The sequence below is a fragment of the Streptomyces sp. NPDC048636 genome (genome assembly GCF_040650655.1).
Taxonomy (GTDB): Bacteria; Actinomycetota; Actinomycetes; order Streptomycetales; family Streptomycetaceae; genus Streptomyces.
On sequence record NZ_JBEZHR010000005.1, the window covers coordinates 151,179 to 168,192 of the forward strand.

Below are 17,014 nucleotides of genomic sequence, written 5' to 3' on the forward strand. Positions count from 1 at the left end.
CGCCGATCAGGGCCGGGCGCCGCCGCCCACCCCGTCAGGCGTGGCTGGCCTCTGCCAGATACGGGCCGAACTCGCCCTCCAGGACCAGCCGTCCGAGTTTGCGGTACTCCTGCGCGACCGCCGTGACCACCTGTCGCATGGTGAGCGGCTTGCCGGACTCCGCCGCGAGATAGGCCGCGGTCACCGCGCAGGCCCGGATCGAGCCACCGGCCAGTTCGAAGCGGTCCGCGCAGAAGGCGAGGTCCAGATCGTCGGCCCGGGGCAGCCGGTCGCCCAGACAGCGGTCCCACAGGTCGCGGCGCTGACCGGAGTCGGGCAGCGAGAAGTCCGCCACCACATCCAGCCGACGGGTGAACGCCTCGTCCAGATTGGCCCGCAGATTGGTGGTCAGCACCGCGATCCCGTCGAACGACTCCATGCGCTGGAGCAGATAGGCCGACTCGATATTGGCGTGCCGGTCGTGCGCGTCCTTCACCTCCGAGCGCTTGCCGAAGATGGCGTCAGCCTCGTCGAAGAGCAGTACGGCATTGACCGCCGACGCCTCGGTGAAGATCCGCTCGAGATTCTTCTCGGTCTCCCCGACGTATTTGTCGACGACGGTGGACAGGTCCACCACATAGAGGTCCATGCCCAGGTCCGCCGCGATGACCTCGGCCGACATGGTCTTGCCGGTGCCCGACTCACCCGCGAACAGCGCGATCACCCCGCGTCCCCGGCCGCCGCCGGGCCGCATGCCCCACTGCCCGAGCACCTGCTCGCGGTGGCGGGCGCGCAGCGCGAGTTCTCGCAGCCGCCGGTGGGTGGCCGGAGGCAGCACCAGATCGTCCCAGCCCACGCCCGGCTCCACCCGGCGGGCCAGCCGGTCGAGCCCCGCGCCGTTCTGGGCCCGCACGGCGGCGCGCAGATCGTCCGGTCCGACCGGGCGCCCGGCGAGCGCGGCCGTACGTACCGCCGCGTCCGCGGCGCGCCGCAACTGCCCGGAGTCCAGCCGGTGTGCGGCGACCGCCCGGGCCAGCGTCTGGGGGTCCTCGGTCGCCGGGCCGCCACCGGCGGCCCGGTCCAGGGCGTGCCGCCAGCGCGCCGCCTGCCGCTCGGGGGAGGGCGCCGCCACCGTCAGGGTGACCGGGGTATCGGCCGCCCACCCCGGATCCCATCCGGCGGTGCCGTGGGTGAACAGCGGAATCCCGCACAGCGCCGCGCACAAGGTCCGCAGGGCATGGGCCCGTTCGGCGGGTGTGCCGGGCAGCGCCTCCAGCGGGCCGAGCAGCACCCCGGCCCCGGTCAGCCGTGCCTCCAGGGCGGCCACCCGGGCGAGCTCCGCCACCTCTGCGGTGCGCCGGGCGAGCTCCGCCACGTCCAGGACCAGCGGACGGAGCCCGGACAGCCGCAGGGCCGCCGCGGCCAGCCCCTCGGCGTCGCCGCCCCGGCTGCGCAGATGAACATGGCCCGCGCCGGTCCGGGCGGCGGCCGCCGCCCGCTCCAGCTCGGTCGGCTCGGCGGTCGGATCGGCGGACACCTCGCCGAGCACCGCGGCGAGCCGGGCGTCGGGCGCGGTGCTGCCCAGCAGATGGGCGGTGACCCGGTCGGGCACCGTCAGCACCCGGGACAGCGGTGGCCGTTCCGGTTCGGCGATCTCCAGCAGCCCGCCCGAGATCAGCGGTGCGCCCGGGTCGAGCCGGAACCGGGCGGAGGCCACCCCGCCGAGCCCGCACAGTTCCAGGGCGAGACCGACCGTGGGGCGACGGCGCGTCAGATCGTTGTTGAGATAGCCGTAGAGCCATTCGAACCGGGCATCCAGATCCGGTGCCACCGCGACCAGCAGCAGATCCGTGTCCAGCGGCGACAGACCGAAGTCGGCGGCGAGGGCGCCGAGGACCGAACCGGGCGGCGGGCAGGGCGGTTCGTCGGCCGACAGGCCGAGTCCGCCCGGCTGATCGAGAACGCGGGCCACCGCCTCGGGGGTGAGGTACTGCCCCCGGTACGGGTCGTCGGGATCGGGATCGGTGGCGCGCCGCGCCGCCACGGCCTGCCGCACCCGCTCCTCGACACGCTGGAACCGTGTCCACAGATGGTCGACGGCACCCCCGTCCGGGCCGGTCCGGGCGGGAGGTTCGACGGTGTACGTCACGGCTGGCGCTCCCCCCGGCGGCGGCGCGCGGGCACGGCCCGCCGCTCGCGCGGACCGGCGAATCCCTCCGGGCCCGGATCGCTCACCTCCGCGTAGCGCAGCCGGCGCCCCGGCGCGGCTTCCCCGCCCTCGGTACGGGCGGCGGAGCGCACCACGAGCCCTTCGGTGACCGGTGGCGCGACGGCCGTGCTGATCCCGGCGAGCGGTGCCCGCACCAGCACCCCGAGCGACGCCTTCAGCTCCCCGCCCAGCGCCGACCACACATCGGAGGCGGCCGGTGCGTCCAGCCCGGCCCCGGCGGTGTCCAGGCTCACCGTCAGGCCGAGTTCGGCCAGCGTGCCGGTGAGCAGCCGCGCGGGCAGTGTGTCGGCGGCCACCAGACAGGCGAGCACCTGCGAGAGCAGCCGGTGCTCGTCCTGCGGACGGTTCGCCCACGCCGTGACCAGGTACGTCAGCTCGAACCAGCGCGGTGGCGAGCGCCGCGCCACCAGGTGTCCGTCCGCGTCGTACACCTCCTGGGTGCCGGTGCCGCGCCGGGTGGCGTCCTCGCGGATGTCGTACAGGAACGCGCAGACGGTCGGGCCGCTGCGCCGCGCCGCCCAGTCCCGGGTCGGGGCATCGAAGACCACCTCGACCCCCGACGCCTCCAAACCGGACTCGCCGAGCAGACGGCGCAGCCCCTCGTCGACTTCGTGGATCACCGGCGGGTCACCTCGTCGGGCGGCTGCACACTTCCGCTGACCACCAGGAAGTCCGTCTTCACCGGGGAGAATCCGGGGCCCCGGGCGGTGATGGTCCGCGGTCCGGTCTGGTCCTTGGCGAGGATCAGCAACTGGCCGATGAACTTTCCGTCCGGCCCCGGTACGGTCGGCGCCGCCGCCGCGGTGATCCCCGGCTTCCAGGCGAACCGCACCGGTGCGCCCGGCGGGAAGTCCTTGCCGCGCACCGAGGTGACGAAGCCGGGCTTGCCGATCGGCGGCACCGCGACGATGCGCGGCTGGAGGATGCGCAGCCGTTTCCGGGCGGTGTTGTCGCTCTTGTCGGCGTCCGTTCCGGTGGTGGTGAGCTTGCCGGTGAGCTGTCCGGTCAGCGCCTTGTCGGGGCTGAGAACGATCCGGAGGTCGGTACGCGCGCCCGGGGCGAGGTCCGGCAGCGCGCACCTCCAGGAGCGGTCGCAGCCCGGCGGCGGCCCGTTGTCCGGGATGCCGGAGGGCAGACCGATCCGCAGCCGCAGCCCGGTCGCCAGCGCGTTGCGGCCGTTGCGCACGGTGTACGTCACCACGACGCGCCCGCCGACGTAACCGGGGTTCGGCTGGGCCGTGATGCGCACTCCGGGTCCGGCCTCGGGCTCCGGCGGCGGTTTCGGCTCGTTCGGCTCCTGCGGGTCGGTGGGCGGTGCGGTGGTGGACGGCGGGTCGGTGGGCGGATCGGTGGCCGGGGGAGTGGTGGGCGGTGTCGGCGTCGGGGTCGTCGGCGGCTCCGTGGCCTCGCGCACCGGCACCGCCGTCCGGTCGGAGTTGTCGCTCGGCCGGGGATCCAGCACCGCGCCGGTGACCGACCATTCGACCGTCGCCTCACCGGGGATGACCCCGGTGAGCGTCACCTCCACCGGGACGGTGGTGTCGGGCGGCACCACGCCCAGATCGCACCGGAGGGAGGCGGCGTCGCAGCTGCCCCCGGGCCGGGACAGCCCGGTGATCCGCACCCCGCCCGGCGGTGCGACGGTCAGCCGGGTGCCGGGCGAGGCGGCCGGGCCATTGTTCACCACGTTCACCCGGACCGTGGTGGAGCGGCCGACGACCACCGCCGGGACGGTGTCGGGCGCGCGGACCGCGAGGTCCACGGACTGCTGGACGCTGGGCTCCTTCTGACGGCCCGGCAGTTGGGTGGTGAGCGGGGTGGTACGGCCGGACGCCACGTCCAGCAGGTGCAGTTTCTCGGGGCTGTTGACCGGAAGGCCGGACCGGGAGCTGATCACCAGGCCCTTGCCGTCGGCCGTCCAGGCGGCGTCCCGCGGCTGGAACGGGCCGGTGGCCGAGGTGTCCGGCAGCTCCTGGTGGCAGCCGTCGGGCAGGTCACGGGCGGCGGTGGGCAGCAGCACCCGGCAGTCGTCGCCCGACAGGGACGTCAGGAGGATGCCGTTGCGTTCGTCGATCCGGCCGCCGCCGTTCTTGCGGTTGAACGCGACCTCACGCCCGTCCGGGGAGAACGCCGGGCTGTCGTCGATGACTTCGCACTCGCCCGGGCAGCTGGCGGCACTCAGATCGCGCTGCTGGGCAAGGTCGTTCACCGGCACGGTCCAGATGTGTTTGCTGCCGCCCCGCCCGTCGATCACGTGGTCGCGGGTGAAGGCCAGGGTGGTGCCGTCGGAGGACCAGGTGGGCTGGGCGTCGCCGCCCAGCGGCTGGTCCGGCGGCGGGGTGATCTCATCGCGGATCGCACCGGTGGCGGCGTCCGCGATCAGGATGCGGCCCGGTCCCGCGTTCTCGCCGACACCGCCCGGCGAGGTCCTGGTGAAGGCCAGGTACTTGCCGTCCGGGGAGAACGTCGGATCGGTGTCCCAGTCCTTCGCCCCGCGCCCCGCGAGCGGCATGGGCTCGGCATGGGAACCGTCGGCGTCCGCCATCCAGATCCGCTCGATCCGGCCGTCGGACGTGTCCTCGAAGCGGGTCACCACGATCCTGCGGCCATCGGGTGTGTAGTTCTGCCGCTCGGTCCACGGGTCGTACCCGGACGCGGGCCGGAACAGCGGGTCCTTGGCGGGATCGGTGTTGGTGTCGGCCGCCGGGTCCTCCTTGAGGATCGTCAGCCCCAGATCCCGGGGGTCCACCCCGTCCAGCCGGGCGTCCTGCAACGTCACCACATGCGGGCCCGACGCCGAGATGCGCTCCACCACCACCCCGCCGTCACCGAGCGAACCCACCCAGGTGGGCGAGCGCACCTCCCGGTCCTCGCTGAGCACCAGCTCGGGTGTGTCCGCGGAGTGCGCGCCCACCCGGAACACATGGTCCCAGTCACCCTCACAGTCACACGTGCGGTCGGGGCTCAGGAACAGCACCCCGTCCCCGTCGGGCAGCCACGCTGCCCCATGGGTACGCCACTCCGCCTGCGCGCCCCCGAGCAGCGGCCCGTCGGTGTGCCCGTCCGCCACCCGCAGCCGGGGCCCGGTCCGCGGCTCGGTGGCGGTGTACGCGATCAGGTCCCGGTGGCCGGGGTCGTCGACCGGATTCCACACCGGCTCGGTGGCCGCGCCGTTCCGCGGGTCGGTGATCCGGGAGGCGCTGCCGCCCGCCAACGGGCGTACGTAGACCTGCTGTCCGGCCTCCGGGTCACTGTCGCCGGAGTACGCCAGCCGACCCCCGTCCGGTGAGACGGTCGGGCACTCCTCGTCCACGGGGGTGTCGGTGAGCCGGGTCAGACCGGTGCCGTCGGTGCGCACCAGCCACAGATCGCGCTGGGTCGCGCCGTCCGGCCCGCCGGGCTCGGCCGAGTCGAACACCACGGCCTTGCCGTCCGGCGTCAGCCGGGGGTGCGCCGCGTCCCGCCCGCTGGTGAGACGGCGTACCGAACCGTCGGCGGCGCGCAGATAGATCTGCGGGGCCTTCTCGTCGCGGCGGCTGGCGAACACCACCATGTCGCCGAGGGCGGACGGCTGGACGTCGAAGTGGGCCGGGCCCGCACCGAACAGCGGTGTGCTGGAGGTGTCCGTGTCGACCTCGCCCAGACTGCGGTGCCGGGTACCGGCGTACGCGACACGGGTGTTCGCCGCGTCGGCCGCCCGCGGCCGGGGCTCGGCGCTGCCCTCCCCGGAGGTGGCCGTCACCACGACCAGCGGGACCAGCAGCAGCAACGACGCCCCGAGTCTTCCCAGGCGGTACCGCCCGCCGGGGCCAGCGGTGACCATCACGGTCCACCTCACAGTCTGGTACAGCATCCGGATATGCCCCCGCCATCCTGCGACGGCCGCACGCGGCGCGGCAGGGCGGCGGGGACGTACCCGGGGGAAGCGCGCGATGTGTTTTCGGGCAGCGGCGGGGTGTCCCGCCGCCGTCAGATCAGCCCGTTGCGCAGCGCGTAGCCCACCGCGTGGGCACGGTTGCGCAGTTGCAGCCGCGTGATGATCTCGTGGAGGACGTTCTTGACGGTCCGCTCCGAGTACGCGGTCTTGCGGGCGATCTCCGCCGTGTCCAGCCCCTCCGCCACCAGCCGCAGCATGTCCGCCTCGCGCGTGGTCAGCGTCGACAGGGACACACCACGCGGATCCAGCGCGGAACGCTGAACCCCGCCCACATGGGCGAGCAGCTTGCCCAGCAGGTCGCCGGGGAGCACACCTTCGCCCCTGGCGATCGCCAGGACCAGATGGAGGAGTTGATCCTGATCGGCCTCGGCACGCCGCAGCACCGCCGAGACACCGCATTCGATAACACGTTGCAGCGCCCCCGAGCCGAGGGTGCCGACCACCAGGCCGGTGCGGGTGTCGGCGTTGTGCCGCAGCCGCTGTAAGAGGGTGGTCACATCGTCGTCAACGGTGTCCACGACCACCAGCGACACCTGGGCCCGCTCCGCGTCGGCCTCGTCGAGCAGGCCGACCTCGGGACGCTGGCGCAGCTGATGGGCGATGCCGACACGCAGCACCGGATCGGCGGCGTAGACGGCCACACTCACCCGGGCCGGGCGGTCGGAGCCGGAGCTCCGATGTGTCGCCCGTGCCCCGGCGGATACACGTGATCTGGTGGTGGACGGGGCGGAACGGGTCTCCTCAGGACAAGACATGCAGGGGCTACCTGTTTCTCTAGTGCGTGGGGAGGGGGAACGTCGGCGCGCGATGGGCCCACCGCTGGGGGAGGGCCGCGCACCGAGGTGACCGTCTTCAACGGCTCATTGCCGCAGAGGCGTTGGCCTTGGCCTCCGGGGCAGAGCGAATGCCCGGGTGTTGCCCTCGCGCTCCTCGTAGCCGCCCGGACACCTTCCTATCGTGATGGCGTGACGCCTTCTCCAGCCTCTTCCGGTGCCGGTGCGCCCGGCCTCGAGATCCCGGTGGTCTCGGTGGCGCCGGGTGGCACCGCCATGACCAGCATGACCGTGCGCAACGACAGCGACATCGTCGAGGCGTACCACCTGGACGTCGTCGGGGACTGCGCCCCCTGGACCACCGTGGAACCCCCGCGTGTCTCGCTCTATCCCGGCACCTCCGAGACGGTGACGATCCGTCTGGCCCCGCCGCGCTCCCCGGAGATCCGGGCCGGTGAGGTGCCCCTCGGTGTGCGGGTGCTGCCCACCGAGCACCCCGAGTCGGTGCGGGTCCCCGAGACCACCGTGCATATCGAGGAGTTCCACGAGCTGCGCACCGAGCTGGCCCCGCGCCGACGGCGCGGCTGGCTGCGCGGCCGCTACCAGCTGGCGGTGCGCAACCAGGGCAACACACCGGTCCAGGTGCGCTTCACGCCCGGCCAGGCGGGCGAGGAACTGGGGTTCGCCTTCAGCCCGGCGGAGCCGAAGCTGGAGCCCGGTGAGTCGGCCGAGGTCGGGCTGCGGATCCGTACGGGCAAGCCGGTGTGGTTCGGTGCCCCCGTGGTGTGGCCGTTCACCGTGGACACCACCGAATCCGGGGACCGGGAGGAGGATCAACACGATCCGGCCGCCGTCCGGGCGCCGCTGGACGCGGAGTTCGTCCAGATCCCCATCTTCCCGAAGTGGCTGCTCATCGTACTCGCCGCACTGCTGGCGCTGTTGCTCGCCTGGTTCGCGCTGGTGCGGCCCGCGGTGCGCAGCGCCGCCAAGGAAGCGGCCAACGAGACCGTCCAGCCCCGCCCCAACCCCGCTGGGGAGAAGGACGGCCGGAACCCGGACAACGGTCCCGGCGGTTCGGCCACCCAGCCCGGTGGCAAGGGCCCCGGTGGGAAGAACCAGGACGGCACGTCCGGGGCGGGCGCCGACTCCCCGTCCGGACCGGGCGGTGACGGCGGCTCGGCGGGCGGCGGTCAGCAGAGCTCGGCCACCATCGACCTCAAGTCGTCCGGAGGAGAGACCAAGACCGGCACCTACCAGGTGCCCAAGGACTCGGCCTTCGGGATCACGGACATCGTTGTCGCCAACTTCCAGGGCGATGAGGGCGTACTGACCATCACCTTCGGCGACCGCAAGATCACGACGATCGCACTCGAGACCTTCCGCAATCAGGATTACCACTGGGTCACCCCAATCAAGATCTCGGAGAACGACACGGTGACCGTCAAGGTGACCTGTGAAAAGCCGGGCACACCGGCCACGGGGCGTCGGGCACAGGGGTGCCACGAGGTCCTGAATGTGAGCGGTGTACTCAGTCGTACCAAGCAATGATTCAGGCTCTACCGTTACATTGTTGGTCGGCGTGATCTCCTGCGGAAGGCGCACTTTCGGCTACGTCTCAAAATCGACAGCGGCCGTCCAAATTCCTCTGTCCGCTACACGGATATCACTGCCCGATCCTGGGCGGGGGAGCGGTGAGATGGTCGTACCGCCCCGGTCCGGGCGCACGCGAGGAGCCCGGACAGGCCGCTGGCTCAGCCGGGCAGCAACAGGCCGACGGCCAGCGCCGCGACCACCACGGCGGAGACCAGCGAGGTGACCGCCCGCCCCCGTGAGCCGGTCAGGGTCCTGCCCAGTGCGGCTCCACCCGCGGCCAGGAACAGCTGCCAGCTCACGGAGGCGGTGAATACGGCGGCCACGAAGGCCGCTTGGCCGGAGGGCCCGGCTCCGGTGCCGACGCCTCCGGCGAGCACCAGCGCGGAGAAATAGATGACCGGCCAGGGATTCACCAACGTCAGGCCCAGGAAGGCGAGATACGCACGGTCCGGGCGGCCCAGAATCCTCGGCTCCGGGCGGGGCGCGTCGCCCTGGCGCCGCTCACGCAGGGCCCGCAGGGCGGTCCGTGACGCCATGCCGAACAGAATCACCGCGGCGACGACACGCAACGGGCCCGCCACCGGAGCGACGATCCGCGAGACGGCGGCGCCGCCGACCACCGCGACCAGGGCGTAGCAGCCGTCGGCGGTGCCCACTCCGAGCGCCGCCGCGGCGCCGACCCGGAACGACGTCCGGGCCGTCACGCTCACCAGGAGCACGGCCAGCGCACCCACGGGCACGGCCAGCGTGTAGCCCGCCCACAGCCCCGGCAGAAACGAGTCGGTCAGCAGTTGGGTCAGCGTCTGGGGCATGCCCTCAGCATCGGGCGCCACGTTTGTTCGAGTCCATCGAATGTTTTTGCATGGAACCGTGAGGTGAAGTCGTACGATCCGGCCACCTACGATCGCCCATATGATCGACCCCCGGCTGCGGACTCTCCGCGTTCTGCACGAACAGGGCACCGTCACCGCCACCGCCCAGGCACTGCATCTCACTCCCTCCACGGTCTCCCAGCAGCTACGCCAACTCGCCGCCGCGCTCGGCCTGGAGCTGTTGGTCCCCGAGGGCCGCCGGGTACGGCTCACCCCCGCGGCCCTGGCGCTGCTCGGGCATGCCGATGCGCTGTTCGCACGCTGGGAGGAGGCCCGCGCCGATCTGGCGGGGTACGCGGACGGGGTGGCCGGGCGGCTACGGATGACGGGGGTGGCGACCGCGATCACGGGCGTGCTGGCACCGGCGGTGGAGCGGCTGCGCCACGAGGTGCCGCGGCTGGAAGTGGAAATCGGAGAGGACCCGGGCGAGAACCGCTTCGACCTGCTACTGGCGGGCCGGGCCGATATCGCCGTCGTGATCCCGACGCCGGGCGGCCCGTCACCGGACGACAGGCGCTTCACCCAGCGGCCGGTGCTTCAGGAGCCACAGGATCTGCTGGTGTCGGCCGGGCACCGGTTCGCCGCGTCGGCGGCGGACGGGATGACGCTTGCCGAGGCCGGTGAGGAGTGCTGGATCCGCGCGGGCGATCCGGCCGATCAGCATCAACTGCTGCTGGCCGCCTGCGCGGCCGCGGGCTTTACCCCGCGGGTGCGGCACAACGCGGTGGACTGGTCCGCGGTCGCGGCCCTGGTCGCCCATGGCTGTGGAATCTGTCTGCTGCCACGGCTGGCGCCGGTGCCGGACGGCTACCGGGGCTGGGTCGTACGGGTGCCGCTGCACGGCGTGCCCGTTCCCATGCGGCGGTTCGTGGCCGTCATGCGGCGCGGCAGCGAGCGCCGGCCCCCGATCGCCCACGGCCTAGCGGCACTGCGCGCGGCCGCGGACGAACGGACCTGACGCCGCAGGGGCACCCTTCAGGGGGCCTGTCCGACGGGCGTTTCCGTCTGGGCGGAGATCGCCTCCATCCGCTGCTGGAGTCGCCGCACGCCGGAGAGCCAGCGGTCGGTGTCGGTGGCGCGTCGCGCGTAGTGATCGCGCACCTCGGGGTGGGGGAGGATGAGGAACCGCCCGTCGGCCAGCGCCTCCGCCACGGTGTCGGCGACCTCCTCGGGGGTGAGGACCAGCCCGCCCAGGGCCTTCGCGGCGGGGTCGCTGCGCTCGTACATCTCGGTGCGCACCGCCATGGGGCAGAGCGCTTGCACGGTGATGCCCCGGTGGGCGTAGGTGGCCGCGACCCACTCGGCGAAGGCGAGGGCACCGTGCTTGCTCACCGCGTATGGCGCGGCGGCGGGGTGGGTCAGCAGGCCCGCGGAGGAGACCGTGGCCAGCAGATGGCCCCGCCCGCGTTCGAGCCAGGGCCCGAGCAGCTGCCGGACCGCCCGGACGTGGCTCATCACATTCACCTGCCAGACGTCCTCCCAGACCTGCTCCGGCACGTCGATCCCGCCGCCGGGCTCGATACCGGCGTTGGCGCAGAACAGGTCGATCTCACCAAGATGGGCGCGGGCGGTGGCCACCAGTGCGGCCACGTCCCGCTCCGCGGAGGCGTCGCCGGGCACCGCGATACCGCCGATCTCCTCGGCGACCCGGGCCGCGGCGGCCGCGTCCAGGTCGTTCACCACCAGCCGCGCGCCCGCCGCGGCGAACCGCCGGGCCAGGGCGGCCCCGATACCCGAGCCGGCCCCGGTGACGACAACACCCGCGTTCTTCAACTCCATCGTCAGTCCGCCACCTTGAGGACGAGCTTTCCGGTGTTCTCGCCCTTGAAAAGCCGCAGCAGGGTGTCAGGGAACGCCTCCACGCTGCCGTCCACCACGTCCTCCAGCGACCGCAACTTCCCGGCCGACAGCCACTCGGCCAGCTCGGCGGTGGCTTCGGGGTACCGGTCGGCGTAGTCGAAGACCACCATCCCGGTCATGGAGGCCCGGTTGACCAGCAGCGACAGGTAGTTGGCCGGACCCTGGACCCGGTCGGTCGCGTTGTACTGCGAGATCGCGCCGCAGATGACAACACGGGCTCCCCGCGCCAGACGGGTCAGCACGGTGTCGAGGATGTCGCCGCCGACGTTGTCGAAATAGACGTCCACGCCCTCCGGCGCCAGCTCGCGCAGAGCCTTGCGCACATCCTCGGACTTGTAGTCGATACAGGCGTCGAAGCCCAACTCCTCCACGACCAGACGGCACTTGTTCTCACCGCCGGCGATACCGATGACCCGGCATCCCTTGATCTTGGCGATCTGGCCGACCACGCTGCCGACCGCCCCGGCGGCGCCGGAGACCACGACGGTCTGTCCGGGCTCGGGCCGACCCGTCTCGAGCAGGCCGAAGTAGGCGGTCATACCCGGCATGCCCAGGACACCCAGGTACACCGGCAGCGGTGCCAGCTCCGAATCGACCTTGGCCAGGCCGCTGCCGTCCGACAGGCAGTACTCCTGCACGCGGAGCGTGCCCGTCACATAGTCGCCCACGGCGAACCGTGGGTTCTGGGAGGCGATCACCCGGCCCACCCCGGCCGCGCGCATGACCTCCCCGATCTCCACGGGCCGGATATAGGACTTGCCCTCGTTCATCCAGCCGCGCATGGCCGGGTCCAGCGAAAGATGGGTCACCTTGATCAGCAGTTCGCCCTCGCCCGGCTCGGCGACCGGCTCCTCGACGTACTCCCAATCGGTGGGCTTCGGCAGCCCGATGGGCCGTGCGGCAAGCCGGTACTGGTGGTTGATACGGCTCATCTGGACGCTCCTCAGCTGTCGGCGCCGATCCGGACCCGCGCCGATCCGGACCGCGTGGGGACGGTCCCGTCGATAGGCACACCGACTAGTCGGTATGGATGCGTGAGATTAACCCCGGGGTGGGACGCCGGGCAAGTGCGCCACCGGGTTCTGGATCTTTGACGGTGGGGCCGTGGTGCGTACGGGCGACGCAGGTGCCTGGATGGGCAGGCGCTGCTGCTGGGCCTTCCCGAAGCGGCAATGGCTCCATTGTGCTGGTCGGGTGAAGCTGGCCGCGTATACAGAGACTCACTCCGGGTGAGTTTCGTTATGTCCGTCGTCCCTGAATTCACGGACAAACTGAGAGGAAGGATTTTCTGGTGAACATCGGCAAGAAGGCCATCTTCCTTAACCTCGCCGCGGGCGCTCTGGTCATCGGCGGTGCGGCTGGCGCCGTCGCCCAAAACAGCGATGGCTGGACCCCCGGGGCCCGGCACTGCGACACGGTGACCGGCGCCATTACCCCGGTGGGCGGGGCTGCCCCCACGGGCGACCTGAATATCGGCGCCCACTGCGTCAGTCAGAGCGATACCGATTCCGCCGTGCAGAGCAACCACTGCGAGACGGTCACCGGTGATATCGCCCCGGTCGGCGGCGCCGCCCCGGCGGGTGACATCAACATTGGCGCCACCTGCGCCAGCGTCGCAGCCGCTGGGTGACCCGTTGCACCGCTGATCCGCATTCCTCACCCCATGCTGTCGCTCTGGCGGGAGCGTGGTGAATCTCGGCTCAGTGGGATGGCGGCCCTGGAACCTTGTTCCAGGGCCGCTGCCGTGTCCGGGCCACCGGGCCGCAGAGCCATGCGGGTGTTGGCCCCGGGCGGTCAGCCCCCCGGGCGCAGCAGACCGCGCTGGTAGGCGGGGACGAGCCTGCGCGGCACCCGGTGTTCGCGACCGTCGATGGTGATCGTCACCAGTTCCGGGGTGCTCGCCTTCCACTGCGCGCGGCGGTGGCGGGTGTTGCTCCGGGACATCTTCCGCTTCGGCACGGCCATGACGTACGGGTCCTCTCCTGATCGGTGGGTGGTCACTTCACCGTATATGAAAATGGGTACCGTTTCCATGTAGCCTCCATGGTGACCCTGAGACTTCATCACCCAGGAGGAGATGTGCCGGTGGTATTGCTACGGGTACGCAGATCAGCCCATGCCGTCGTGGCCGCCATCGCGCAGGCGGTGAAGTGAGCACAGGCACAGGCGCAGGCGCAGGTATGGGCATAGGTATGGGCGCCGGCCCACACGCGGGCCGGTGCCTGGTGGGGCCGGACCGACCGTGGTCGGCCCGGCGGCGGTCACCAACTGCTCTTGGTCACACCGGGGAGTTCGCCCGCGTGGGCCATCTCGCGCAGCCGGATGCGGGAGAGGCCGAAGGCGCGCAGATGACCACGGGGGCGGCCGTCGATGGAGTCGCGGTTGCGTACGCGGGTGGCGCTGGCGTCGCGTGGCTGGCGGCGCAGTTCACCCTGGGCGGCGGTGCGCTCCTCGTCCGAGGTCCGGGGGTCGGCGATGATCGCCTTCAGCTCGGCGCGGCGCTTGGCGTAGCGGGCGACGATCGTGCGCCGCTGCTCATTCTTTGCGATCTTGCTCTTCTTCGCCATCAGACCTTTCCCCCTCGGGCGCGGATGCGGGCCACGGCGGCCTCGACGCCGATCACATCGACGGTCTTGATGCCTTTGGCGCTGAGGGTGAGCCGGATGTGGCGGCTCTCGCTCGGCAGCCAGTAGCGCTTGCGCTGGATGTTGGGGTCGAACCGGCGCTTGGTGCGCCGGTGTGAATGGGAGACATGGTGGCCGAAGCCGGGCTGCCGGCCGGTGAGTTGGCAGTGGGCGGACATGGGTCCTCGGTCCTCTTCTCTTGTGCGTGGCTTATGGCGGTAGCACCGTACCAGCTAGATGAACATGAAAATCAAGCCCATGTATGCTGTCGCCCATGGCACGCAACGAACTACGCCCGATCATCAAGCTGAGGTCCACCGGGGGCACCGGCTACACGTATGTGACCCGCAAGAACCGACGGAACGACCCCGACCGGATGACCCTGCGCAAGTACGACCCGGTCATAGGCCGCCATGTCGACTTCCGAGAGGAGCGCTGACCACCATGAAGCCCGGTATCCACCCCACGTACCGGCCCGTCGTCTTCCGTGACCGGGCCGCCGACTTCGCGTTCCTCACCCGGTCCACGGTCACCAGTGACAAGACCGTCGAGTGGGAGGACGGCAACACCTACCCGGTCATCGACGTCGAGATCTCGTCCGCGAGCCATCCCTTCTACACCGGGAATCAGCGGGTCGTGGACACCGCCGGCCGCGTCGAGCGGTTCGAGCGGCGCTACGGACGCGGACGGAGGGGCCGGTGAGCGCGAACGAGGCACGGCTGGCCGTCGCGGTCGTGGGCGGACTGCACGCCGACGCCCGCCGGGCCGCCGTCGAGGAGATCCTTCGTACGGTGCCCGGCTCCGTGGCACTCCACCACGATCTGTCAGCCGCCACCGACCGCGCCGTACGCCGTATCGTGCGCGACGCCTCGGGGTTGCTCGGCAGCGGTGACGCGCCACTGGTGAACGACTGCGCGTGCTGTGCGCTGCGCGAGGACCTGGTCCCCGAACTGCTGCGGCTGGCCGCGGGCGGCGGCCACCGGCTGGCCGTCGTGGAACTGTGGGACTCGGTGGAGCCCCAGGCCATGGCCGCCGTCATCGCGGCCGAGGGCGCGCCGCTGGAGCTGACCGGGGTGGCCACCGCGATCGACCCGGCCCTGATGGTGCCGTATATCGCGAACGGTGACGACCTCGCCGAGGCGGGGCTCGCCGCGGCCCCGACCGATCAGCGCACCATCGCCGACACCTTCGCCCGGCAGCTCGAACACCCCACCGTGATCGCCGTCGCCGAGGACGCGGCCTCCGAGGAGGTCGCGGACGACGGTGACCACGCACTGCTCACCCAACTCACCCCGGGCGCACGGCAGGTGCGTGTCGGCGAGGGGGATCTGGGCGCGGCCCTGCTGGCCGGGTTCGATGTCGAGGCGGCGGCCGCCCGGCAGCATCCGGCGTGCGCCCTGCTGCCGCAGGAGGGCGACGAACACGGAGTGAGCACCCTCGTCTGGCGCCGCGACCGCCCCTTCCATCCGGATCGGCTGTATGAGGCGCTGGAAGACCTCAGCTGCGCCGCGGCCCGCAGCCGGGGCCGCTTCTGGCTGGCCGACCGCCCCGACACCCTGCTGTCCTGGGACGCCGCGGGCGGTGCGCTGTGCGTCGAGTCGGCCGGGCCCTGGCTGGCCGCGCTGCCCGACGCCGCCTGGGACATGGTGCCCGCCGAGCGCAGGGTCGCCGCCGCGCTCGACTGGCATCCCGAACACGGCGACCGCTGCCAGCACCTCACCTTCACCTCGCCCGGTCTCGACCGCGAGGGTGTGCTGTCCCTGCTCGACTCGTGTCTGCTCACCGATGCCGAGTACGCGGCGGGGCCGGACGGCTGGAAGAAGCTGTCGCACGCCTTCGACGACCTGCTCAACCCGGTGACCTGAACGCTGCTCAACCCGGTGACCCGAACGACGACGGGCACCGTACGAAAGGAATCCACCATGTCCCGACGCATCGGCACCAAGCGCCCGGACCCCAAGCGGCGCCGTGTCAATCCGCTCGACGCCGCCGGCATCGGCTACGTGGACTACAAGGACACCAACCTGCTGCGGAAGTTCATCTCCGACCGCGGGAAGATCCGCAGCCGCCGGGTGACCCATGTGACACGTCAGCAGCAGCGCCAGATCGCCCGCGCCATCAAGAACGCCCGCGAAATGGCCCTGCTTCCCTACGGCTCGCGATAGCCGCAGTTCTGCCGCTCGGGGTGGTCCATCGCCGCTGACCACCCCGAGCGGTTTCGCTCCTTCGACGCCAGGGGCCCCTTCAGCGGCGGTCAGTATGCGCGTCGACACGTAGGCGCAAAGGTGATCATTAAGCCCCGGGCTACATCGATTGGCGGCGCAACGTCGATGCTGTGAACTCCCGCCCATGACACACACAACTCATGCACAGCGCACGGCGATTGTCACCGGTGCGGCACGCGGTATCGGCGCCGCCGTGGCCAGGCGCCTGGCGGGCGAGGGCCTGGCGGTCGGCGTGATCGATCTGGCCGAGGCGGACTGCGCCGACACGGTGGAGGCCATCACCCGTGTCGGTGGAGCGGCGCTGGCCGTCGCCGCTGATGTCGCCGACGAGGCCGCGGTCACCGCCGCCGTCGCCCGGATCGCCACCGAGCTCGGGCCGCCGACGGTGCTGGTCAACAACGCGGGTATCGGCCCCCGTGCCGACCTCGTGGAGATGACCACGCAGCAGTGGGACACCGTCTTGGGGACCAACCTGCGCGGCTCGTTCCTCGCCGCCCGGGCCGTCAGCCCGCATATGATCTCGGCCGGTTGGGGACGCATCGTCAACATGTCGAGCATCTCCGCGGTCGGCGACGCCGGCCGCGTCGACTACGCCAGCGCGAAGGCGGGGTTGATCGGATTCACCAAATCCCTCGCCCTCCAGCTCGGACCACACGGCGTGACGGCGAACGCCATCGCGCCGGGGTTTGTCGTGAGCGACATGACCAGGGCGTCTGCCCGGCGGCTCGGCCTGAGCTTCGAGGAGTACCGGCGCCGGGCGGAGCAGTCCATCCCGGTCGGCCGGGTGGGCCGGCCGGACGACATCGCGCACACCGCCTCCTTCCTCGTAAGCCCCGAGGCCGGGTTCGTCTCCGGCCAGGTCATCTATGTCGCGGGCGGACCGGTGGACTGAAGGGGGGCTGAAGGGGGCTGGGGGCTCAC

At 71.7% G+C, this 17,014-nt stretch carries 18 protein-coding genes; 8 read left to right on the forward strand and 10 right to left on the reverse strand.

The annotated features are described in order from the left end of the window. Positions 1–34: 34 nt before the first annotated feature. The 4 genes from AB0C66_RS15970 to AB0C66_RS15985 all read right to left on the reverse strand — a co-directional run bounded on the left by AB0C66_RS15970 (position 35) and on the right by AB0C66_RS15985 (position 6,901). The gene (locus AB0C66_RS15970) at positions 35–2,128 is read right to left on the reverse strand and encodes an ATP-binding protein (protein ID WP_362437757.1); all 2,094 of its coding nucleotides are present in this window, start codon (positions 2,126–2,128) and stop codon (positions 35–37) included. After that, positions 2,125–2,829, reverse strand: coding sequence for a DUF4255 domain-containing protein (locus AB0C66_RS15975; RefSeq protein ID WP_362437759.1), 705 nt, complete (start codon positions 2,827–2,829; stop codon positions 2,125–2,127). Before AB0C66_RS15975 ends, AB0C66_RS15970 begins: the two co-directional genes overlap by 4 nt. Next, entirely contained in the window at positions 2,826–6,032 is a 3,207-nt protein-coding gene (locus AB0C66_RS15980; RefSeq protein ID WP_362437762.1) for a hypothetical protein, read from the reverse strand. The genes AB0C66_RS15975 and AB0C66_RS15980 overlap by 4 nt, the downstream gene beginning before the upstream one ends. 146 nt (positions 6,033–6,178) lie before the next feature. Beyond that, entirely contained in the window at positions 6,179–6,901 is a 723-nt protein-coding gene (locus tag AB0C66_RS15985) for a LuxR C-terminal-related transcriptional regulator (RefSeq protein ID WP_362437765.1), read from the reverse strand. 294 nt (positions 6,902–7,195) lie between these two features. Between AB0C66_RS15985 and AB0C66_RS15990 the strand changes: the two genes are divergently transcribed. Further along, positions 7,196–8,467 carry a hydrolytic protein gene (locus tag AB0C66_RS15990; RefSeq protein ID WP_362438796.1) on the forward strand — a complete coding sequence of 424 codons (1,272 nt, stop codon included), beginning with the start codon at positions 7,196–7,198 and terminating at the stop codon, positions 8,465–8,467. 203 nt (positions 8,468–8,670) lie between these two features. On the opposite strand, the gene AB0C66_RS15995 is transcribed toward AB0C66_RS15990, so the two are convergent. Next, entirely contained in the window at positions 8,671–9,324 is a 654-nt protein-coding gene (locus tag AB0C66_RS15995; RefSeq protein ID WP_362437767.1) for a LysE family transporter, read from the reverse strand. Positions 9,325–9,424: 100 nt separating this feature from the next. Here AB0C66_RS15995 and AB0C66_RS16000 point away from each other — a divergent pair, with 100 nt between their 5' ends. Further along, a complete protein-coding gene (locus tag AB0C66_RS16000; protein ID WP_362437770.1) occupies positions 9,425–10,342 on the forward strand; it encodes a LysR substrate-binding domain-containing protein in 918 nt (305 codons plus the stop codon). Between the two features lie 17 nt (positions 10,343–10,359). On the opposite strand, the gene AB0C66_RS16005 is transcribed toward AB0C66_RS16000, so the two are convergent. Continuing rightward, entirely contained in the window at positions 10,360–11,163 is an 804-nt protein-coding gene (locus AB0C66_RS16005; RefSeq protein WP_362437773.1) for an SDR family oxidoreductase, read from the reverse strand. Positions 11,164–11,165: 2 nt separating this feature from the next. Continuing rightward, positions 11,166–12,176: an NADP-dependent oxidoreductase gene (locus AB0C66_RS16010; protein ID WP_362437776.1), complete on the reverse strand. Its 1,011-nt coding sequence runs from the start codon at positions 12,174–12,176 to the stop codon at positions 11,166–11,168. Positions 12,177–12,535: 359 nt separating this feature from the next. Here AB0C66_RS16010 and AB0C66_RS16015 point away from each other — a divergent pair, with 359 nt between their 5' ends. Further along, complete coding sequence (locus tag AB0C66_RS16015) at positions 12,536–12,874, forward strand: hypothetical protein (protein WP_362437779.1); 339 nt, start codon at positions 12,536–12,538, stop codon at positions 12,872–12,874. Between the two features lie 164 nt (positions 12,875–13,038). On the opposite strand, the gene rpmF is transcribed toward AB0C66_RS16015, so the two are convergent. The 3 genes from rpmF to rpmB form a co-directional block, all read right to left on the reverse strand. Then, complete coding sequence (gene rpmF / locus AB0C66_RS16020) at positions 13,039–13,209, reverse strand: 50S ribosomal protein L32 (protein ID WP_362437782.1); 171 nt, start codon at positions 13,207–13,209, stop codon at positions 13,039–13,041. A gap of 296 nt (positions 13,210–13,505) precedes the next feature. Further along, positions 13,506–13,811: a 30S ribosomal protein S14 gene (rpsN, locus tag AB0C66_RS16025; protein WP_362437785.1), complete on the reverse strand. Its 306-nt coding sequence runs from the start codon at positions 13,809–13,811 to the stop codon at positions 13,506–13,508. Then, positions 13,811–14,047: a 50S ribosomal protein L28 gene (gene rpmB / locus AB0C66_RS16030; RefSeq protein ID WP_362437788.1), complete on the reverse strand. Its 237-nt coding sequence runs from the start codon at positions 14,045–14,047 to the stop codon at positions 13,811–13,813. The genes rpsN and rpmB overlap by 1 nt, the downstream gene beginning before the upstream one ends. Positions 14,048–14,142: 95 nt before the next feature. On the opposite strand from rpmB, the gene rpmG reads away from it, so the two are divergent. From rpmG to fabG, 5 genes are all read left to right on the forward strand, one after another. After that, positions 14,143–14,307: a 50S ribosomal protein L33 gene (rpmG, locus tag AB0C66_RS16035; RefSeq protein WP_362437791.1), complete on the forward strand. Its 165-nt coding sequence runs from the start codon at positions 14,143–14,145 to the stop codon at positions 14,305–14,307. A 5-nt stretch (positions 14,308–14,312) separates the two neighbouring features. Then, positions 14,313–14,570, forward strand: a complete 258-nt coding sequence (locus AB0C66_RS16040; RefSeq protein WP_362437794.1) for a type B 50S ribosomal protein L31 — start codon at positions 14,313–14,315, stop codon at positions 14,568–14,570. Continuing rightward, positions 14,567–15,733, forward strand: coding sequence for a GTP-binding protein (locus tag AB0C66_RS16045; RefSeq protein WP_362437797.1), 1,167 nt, complete (start codon positions 14,567–14,569; stop codon positions 15,731–15,733). The genes AB0C66_RS16040 and AB0C66_RS16045 overlap by 4 nt, the downstream gene beginning before the upstream one ends. Positions 15,734–15,790: 57 nt before the next feature. After that, positions 15,791–16,033, forward strand: a complete 243-nt coding sequence (gene rpsR / locus AB0C66_RS16050; protein WP_362437800.1) for a 30S ribosomal protein S18 — start codon at positions 15,791–15,793, stop codon at positions 16,031–16,033. A 184-nt stretch (positions 16,034–16,217) separates the two neighbouring features. Beyond that, a complete protein-coding gene (gene fabG, locus AB0C66_RS16055) occupies positions 16,218–16,985 on the forward strand; it encodes a 3-oxoacyl-ACP reductase FabG (protein ID WP_362437803.1) in 768 nt (255 codons plus the stop codon). The last annotated feature ends 29 nt before the right edge of the window (positions 16,986–17,014 follow it).

Coding starts and splice junctions, on each gene's coding strand:
- AB0C66_RS15980 (WP_362437762.1), bottom strand. CDS start 6,032: ATGGTCACCGCTGGCCCCGGCGGGCGGTACCGCCTGGGAAGACTCGGG.
- AB0C66_RS15985 (WP_362437765.1), bottom strand. CDS start 6,901: ATGTCTTGTCCTGAGGAGACCCGTTCCGCCCCGTCCACCACCAGATCA.
- AB0C66_RS15990 (WP_362438796.1), top strand. CDS start 7,196: ATGACCAGCATGACCGTGCGCAACGACAGCGACATCGTCGAGGCGTAC.
- AB0C66_RS15995 (WP_362437767.1), bottom strand. CDS start 9,324: ATGCCCCAGACGCTGACCCAACTGCTGACCGACTCGTTTCTGCCGGGG.
- AB0C66_RS16000 (WP_362437770.1), top strand. CDS start 9,425: ATGATCGACCCCCGGCTGCGGACTCTCCGCGTTCTGCACGAACAGGGC.
- AB0C66_RS16005 (WP_362437773.1), bottom strand. CDS start 11,163: ATGGAGTTGAAGAACGCGGGTGTTGTCGTCACCGGGGCCGGCTCGGGT.
- AB0C66_RS16010 (WP_362437776.1), bottom strand. CDS start 12,176: ATGAGCCGTATCAACCACCAGTACCGGCTTGCCGCACGGCCCATCGGG.
- rpmF (WP_362437782.1), bottom strand. CDS start 13,209: ATGGCCGTGCCGAAGCGGAAGATGTCCCGGAGCAACACCCGCCACCGC.
- rpsN (WP_362437785.1), bottom strand. CDS start 13,811: ATGGCGAAGAAGAGCAAGATCGCAAAGAATGAGCAGCGGCGCACGATC.
- rpmB (WP_362437788.1), bottom strand. CDS start 14,047: ATGTCCGCCCACTGCCAACTCACCGGCCGGCAGCCCGGCTTCGGCCAC.
- rpmG (WP_362437791.1), top strand. CDS start 14,143: ATGGCACGCAACGAACTACGCCCGATCATCAAGCTGAGGTCCACCGGG.
- AB0C66_RS16040 (WP_362437794.1), top strand. CDS start 14,313: ATGAAGCCCGGTATCCACCCCACGTACCGGCCCGTCGTCTTCCGTGAC.
- rpsR (WP_362437800.1), top strand. CDS start 15,791: ATGTCCCGACGCATCGGCACCAAGCGCCCGGACCCCAAGCGGCGCCGT.
- fabG (WP_362437803.1), top strand. CDS start 16,218: ATGACACACACAACTCATGCACAGCGCACGGCGATTGTCACCGGTGCG.